A 5,065-nucleotide genomic window follows, 5' to 3' on the forward strand; every position below is an offset into this window, starting at 1 on the left:
GAGCGCTGGGCAGGCCTTGCACCTGCATCTCCCCACAGGAAGTGGGGCGCCTTTCCTTGGACCACCAACGCCGGGCCCGGCGCCGTCGTTCCGGCGGCGAGCACAAGATCGACTGTACCCCACGGACCGGGCAGGAGTGAAATGCGCGGTTGCCGCCGTATGGCGCGCTTTCGTACGGCAATGAACCCCCGGTGAACAAGTGGTGCCCGCGCACAACGGCGGCGCCGACGGACCGTCTGACCCGGGTGAGGTGGGAACGCCACCGACGGCACACGACGTGCCGACCGCACCACTGAACTCCATGGAGACACACGCATGTTCGCTCAACCGTTAGGGTCCCGTCGCCTCCGTCCGCTCGGCGTCGCCACCGCGCTGGCCTGCTCCGCCGCGGTCGTCGGCCTCACCGGCACGCCGTCCGCCGCCGCCGCACCCGCCGCCACCGTCGAGGCCGTCTCCGGGTCGCGCCTGCAGTACGAGGCCGCCGCGGGTCAGGCCAACGAGGTGACCGTGTCGGTCCGTTACCGTCCCGACGGCGAGAACGACGGAATCTACGACGTGACCATCGACGACCGCGTCGCCATCACCGCCGCCCGCGACTCCGGCTGCAGCCACCCGGACGACGCCGACCGCACGGTCGTGCTGTGCTCGATCTCCACGCCCGGCGACAGGGCGTCCGACCTGTTCACCCTCGGCGCGTACCTCGGCGACAAGGACGACAGCATCTCGGTGGCCCCCGGGAACAAGGCCTACCTGCAGTTCCACGGCGGCGCGGGCAACGACACCCTCAAGGGCGACGACTCGACGGCCGTGTACGGCGAGGACGGCGACGACCGTCTGCAGCACGGCGGCGGCGTGTACGGCGAGGGCCTCTTCGGCGGCGCGGGCAACGACACGCTGACCGACTGCAATTCCGACTGCGACGGCGGCACCGGCAACGACACCCTGCGTGCGGTGCGCGGCAGCGGTGACTACACCTTGACCGGCGGCGACGGCAACGACACCGTGTACGGCTCCGGGGACGGGGACAAGATCCTGGGCGGCCGCGGCAACGACAAGCTGTACGGCAACGCGGGCAACGACACCGTCTACGGCAACAGCGGTGACGATTTGCTGCACGGCGGCACGGGCAACGACACCTTGTCCGGCGGTCCCGGGACCGACCGGGTGTACCAGGACTAGCCGCCGGGACCGGCCGCCGGGCCGGGGTCCGGGACGCGGGGGAGGGGCAGGCCATGTTGCGGGTGTACTTCACGCCGGAGGACCTGGCGCGGGTGCGTGTCGCGCCGGGGGCCGACTATCTGTGGGAGATCAGCAACAGTGTCCAGACCCTGCAACGCCGGGACGGGGCAAGGGAGTTCGGTGCCTGGCGGCGATGGGCAAGGCCGCGGCTGCCCGACAGCTGCCGGCTCCTGCCGCCCCTCCTGCCGCCCCGGGGGGACTCCCCGGACTTCCTCACCCCCACCCACGGTGACTGCGCGACGCTCCAGGCGGCGGTCGACACCCTCGTCCGCACGCCCCCGCCGCGACTGCGCACCGATCTGACGCGGGTCGCCGCGGCGCGCCGACTGCCCTCCTGGACCAGGTCGTTGGCGGTCGGGGACGACCACGCCCTCCGGGAGCTGGGGCGAGCCCTCCACGCGTACCACGTGGAGGTGCTCGCCCCCTTCTGGCAGCGCATCCGCGCGCACGTCGACGCCGACCGGATCGTGCGGCTGCACAGTCTCCTCGACGGCGGCACCGAGGGGCTGCTGAGCGGGCTGGGGCCCCGGTTCCGCTGGCGGGCGCCGGTGCTCGAGGCCGACTATCCCGTGGACCACACGCTGCGGCTCGACGGCCGTGGACTGGTCCTGCAGCCCTCGTTCTTCTGCTGGCCCACACCCATCACGCTCGCCGACGGCACGCTGCCTCCCGTCCTGGTGTATCCCATCGACCACGCGCCCGACTGGACCGGCGACACGCCGCCCGGCCGCGCGGAGGACGACGCCCTGGGGCCGCTGTTGGGGCACACGCGCGCGGCGGTCCTCCGAGCGGCCCGCACCGGGGCCTCCACCGTCGAGCTCGCCCGTCTCCTCGCGGTCACCCACCCGGCCGTCAGCCAGCACGTGAAGGTGCTGCGCGCGGCGGGTCTGGTGACCACGGCGCGCAGGGCCGGGCGCGCCTTCCACGTGGCGACGGCGGAAGGGCGTGCGCTGCTGCGCGGCGCCGAACGCGGGATGCCGTAAGCCTGGGCTTTCATTCGTTGCGCATGTCATGGGCATGCACGCAAGCTGGCCGGGCCGGAGTTCCCCCACGCCACCCCCCACCCCAGGAGCCCGCATGCGTAAGAGACTTGTCGCCACAGCGATCGCCGTGGCCGCCGTCGGCGCCCTCGTCGCACCTGCCTCGGCATCGGCCTCGCCGGAACCCGCGCCCGCCGCGAGCATCTCCGTCCTCGCGCACGGCTCGCAGGCCGGGACCGCCGTCGTCAGCGGCCGGAACGAGCCGGGCACGCGGTTGCGCGTCGGTGGTGTGCGTACGGCGAGCGCGCACACGCTCCCGGTCGACTACCAGGTCCAGGAGACCGGCTACTGGTGCGGCCCCGCCGCGACGCGCATCGCTCTCTCCGCCCGCGTCGCACCGCCCAGTCAGAGCGACCTGGCCGGGCAGCTCGGCACCACCGAGGCGGGCACCGACCACATCGGCCAGGTGACGCGCGTGCTCAACGCCAACCTCGGTACCGGCTGGTACGAGACCAAGGAGATGCCGAACGATCCGCCCACCCAGGCCCAGAAGGACCTGCTGTGGCGCGACATCGTGCTGGACATCGACAACAACTACCCGCTGGTGGCCAACATCGTCGCGCCGCCCGGGAATCAGCCGCCCGGCTATCCGTCGGACCAGACGATCTACCACTACTTCACGGTCATCGGGTACGACGACGCGAACGGCACGGTCCTCATCGCCGACCCCGCCTCCTTCGGCGGGAACCAGATCTACTGGCTCTCCTTCGACCAACTCGCCAGCCTGATCCCGCCGAAGGGCTACTCCGCCTGACCGTCCGGCACTCGGACTCGGGCGTCGAGCAGCGTGCCCATCCACTCCTCGACGCCCTCGACCGTGCGCGGCAGGGCGCCCGACATCAGGCGGGCGCCCTGCGCCGTGACGACCAGGTCGTCCTCGATCCGCACGCCGATGCCGCGCAGTTCGGCGGGGAGCGTCTCGTCGTCGGGCTGGAGGTAGAGGCCGGGCTCCACGGTGAGGACCTGCCCCTCTTCCAGGACGCCGTCCAGATACGTCCCGGCCCGCGCCTTGGCGCAGTCGTGCACGTCGAGCCCGAGCATGTGGCCGCTGCCGCACAGGGTGTAGCGGCGGTGCAGGTCGCCCCGCGGGTCCTTGAGCACACCCCATTCGGCGAGGCCCTCCGCGATGACCCGCATGGCGGCCCGGTGGAAGTCCCGGAACCGGGCGCCGGGGCGCAGCGCCGCGATGCCCGCGTCCTGGGCGGCGAGCACCAGCTCGTACACCTGGCGCTGGACGGGGGAGAAGCGGCCGGAGAGCGGCAGGGTGCGGGTGATGTCGGCGGTGTAGAGGCTGTCCGTCTCCACGCCCGCGTCCAGGAGCAGCAGGTCGTCGCGGTGCAGCCGCCCGTCGTTGCGGATCCAGTGCAGGACGCAGGCATGGGCCCCGGAGGCCGCGATGGTCTCGTAGCCCGTGCCGTTGCCCTCGGCGCGGGCGCGCAGGCCGAACACGCCTTCGACCCAGCGCTCTCCGCGCGGGTGCCCGAGAGCACGTGGCAGGGCGCGGACCACGTCCTCGAACCCCGCGGTGGTGTGGTCGACGGCCAGCTGCAGCTGCTCGACCTCCCAGGCGTCCTTGACGAGGCGCAACTCGGAGAGCGCGGCGGCCAGTTCGGGGTCCGTGGCGGCATTGCGCCCCGGCGGGGAGCCCAGGGACTCCAGGTGGGCGCAGCGCAGGCCGGTGAGCCGTTCCGCCTCGGCCAGGTCGGGGCGGCGGCCGACCCAGAACTCGCCGTAGCGCCGGTCCCGGTAGAACTCCTCGTCGCCGTCGATGCGCGGGGACCGCGGCCGCAGATGAAGCACCGCCTCGTGCCCGTGCGCTCCCGACGGCTCCATGACCAGCACGCTGCCGGCCTGGTCCTCGCCGGTCAGTCCGGTCAGCCAGGCGTACGCGCTGTGCGGACGGAAGCGGTGGTCGCAGTCGTTCGAGCGGACCGTGAGCTCGCCCGCGGGGACGATCAGCCGCTCCCCGGGGAAGCGGGCGGACAGCCGGGCCCGGCGTGCCGGGGTGACGGCGTGCGCGGGGACCCGGGCGGAGTCGGGGAGGGCGGAGGGCGCCCAGGACTCCGCCATGAAGCGGGACAGTTCGGCGGAGGCGGGCAGGTCGTGGCTGCCGGTGTGGAGCGGGGCGGCGGGGTGCATGCCGGTTGAGGTCACGAGGACTCCCTGGAGGCGACGCGAACGGAGGCGCGGTGGCGCGCAGATGGGCCAGTAAAATGTCACATTACTATGGCGCGGCCTGTTCGGGGTCGGTCGAGCGGCGGCAAATGCCTTACGCATGGGCTGAGTTGGGGCGCCTCCGTCCGGCAGTCGTGCACGGACGCGCGTCGTCCGCACCGCGTCCAGTGCCAGGGAGTCCGCGGGCGGCGGCCCGGTCCGCTTCGAGCGGGACGGCATCGATCTCGCGGTGCGCCGGGACGACTTCCCGTTCCCGGACGAGGTCAGCCGCACCCATCTGTTCGCCGAGCGGATCGGGCCGGTGTGCCGCCCCGACCTGGCGTCCCGACTCGTCGACGGCGACGGCCCGGCGGCGCACGCCGTCCTGCCGTACACGGCCACGCGCCCCGGGGCCTGGGACGACTGGCGGCGCATCACGGGCACGACGCCCGACCCCACGGCCGGGCCGCCGCCGCAACAGACCCTGGAGCACTTCTACCTGACCCTCCAGGCGGCCGCGGCAGGCGTCGGCTTCGCCATCGCTCCGTAGGCGGTGGTCCGTGACGACCTGGCGCGCGGCCAACTCGCCGCCCCCTTCGGCTTCGTGGCCGACGGCACCGGCCACCACCTGC

4 protein-coding genes and 1 pseudogene are annotated in these 5,065 nt (G+C 73.1%); 4 read left to right on the forward strand and 1 reads right to left on the reverse strand.

Annotation, left to right across the window (positions count from 1 at the left end; genetic code table 11):
• Positions 1 to 315: 315 nt before the first annotated feature.
• The 3 genes from AOK03_RS44955 to AOK03_RS38105 all read left to right on the forward strand — a co-directional run bounded on the left by AOK03_RS44955 (position 316) and on the right by AOK03_RS38105 (position 3,033).
• Positions 316 to 1,179, forward strand: coding sequence for a calcium-binding protein (locus AOK03_RS44955; protein ID WP_055569941.1), 864 nt, complete (start codon positions 316 to 318; stop codon positions 1,177 to 1,179).
• 53 nt (positions 1,180 to 1,232) lie between these two features.
• A complete protein-coding gene (locus AOK03_RS38100) occupies positions 1,233 to 2,222 on the forward strand; it encodes an ArsR/SmtB family transcription factor (protein WP_055569942.1) in 990 nt (329 codons plus the stop codon).
• 94 nt (positions 2,223 to 2,316) lie between these two features.
• Entirely contained in the window at positions 2,317 to 3,033 is a 717-nt protein-coding gene (locus AOK03_RS38105) for a C39 family peptidase (RefSeq protein WP_055569943.1), read from the forward strand.
• Here AOK03_RS38105 and AOK03_RS38110 read toward each other — a convergent pair.
• The gene (locus tag AOK03_RS38110; protein ID WP_055569944.1) at positions 3,021 to 4,418 is read right to left on the reverse strand and encodes an aminopeptidase P family protein; all 1,398 of its coding nucleotides are present in this window, start codon (positions 4,416 to 4,418) and stop codon (positions 3,021 to 3,023) included. The two genes, AOK03_RS38105 and AOK03_RS38110, sit on opposite strands and share 13 nt — an antisense overlap.
• Before the next feature lie 241 nt (positions 4,419 to 4,659).
• Here AOK03_RS38110 and AOK03_RS38115 point away from each other — a divergent pair.
• A pseudogene (locus tag AOK03_RS38115) lies at positions 4,660 to 4,983 on the forward strand (LysR substrate-binding domain-containing protein); the annotation flags it as partial.
• Positions 4,984 to 5,065: the final 82 nt, after the last annotated feature.

Origin of the sequence: Streptomyces atriruber (assembly GCF_001418325.1) — a bacterium.
Taxonomy (GTDB): Bacteria; Actinomycetota; Actinomycetes; order Streptomycetales; family Streptomycetaceae; genus Streptomyces; species Streptomyces atriruber.

Bases quoted from the DNA above. Each gene is read 5' to 3' on its own strand.
- AOK03_RS38105 (WP_055569943.1), top strand. From the start codon at position 2,317: ATGCGTAAGAGACTTGTCGCCACAGCGATCGCCGTGGCCGCCGTCGGC.
- AOK03_RS44955 (WP_055569941.1), top strand. From the start codon at position 316: ATGTTCGCTCAACCGTTAGGGTCCCGTCGCCTCCGTCCGCTCGGCGTC.
- AOK03_RS38110 (WP_055569944.1), bottom strand. From the start codon at position 4,418: ATGCACCCCGCCGCCCCGCTCCACACCGGCAGCCACGACCTGCCCGCC.
- AOK03_RS38100 (WP_055569942.1), top strand. From the start codon at position 1,233: ATGTTGCGGGTGTACTTCACGCCGGAGGACCTGGCGCGGGTGCGTGTC.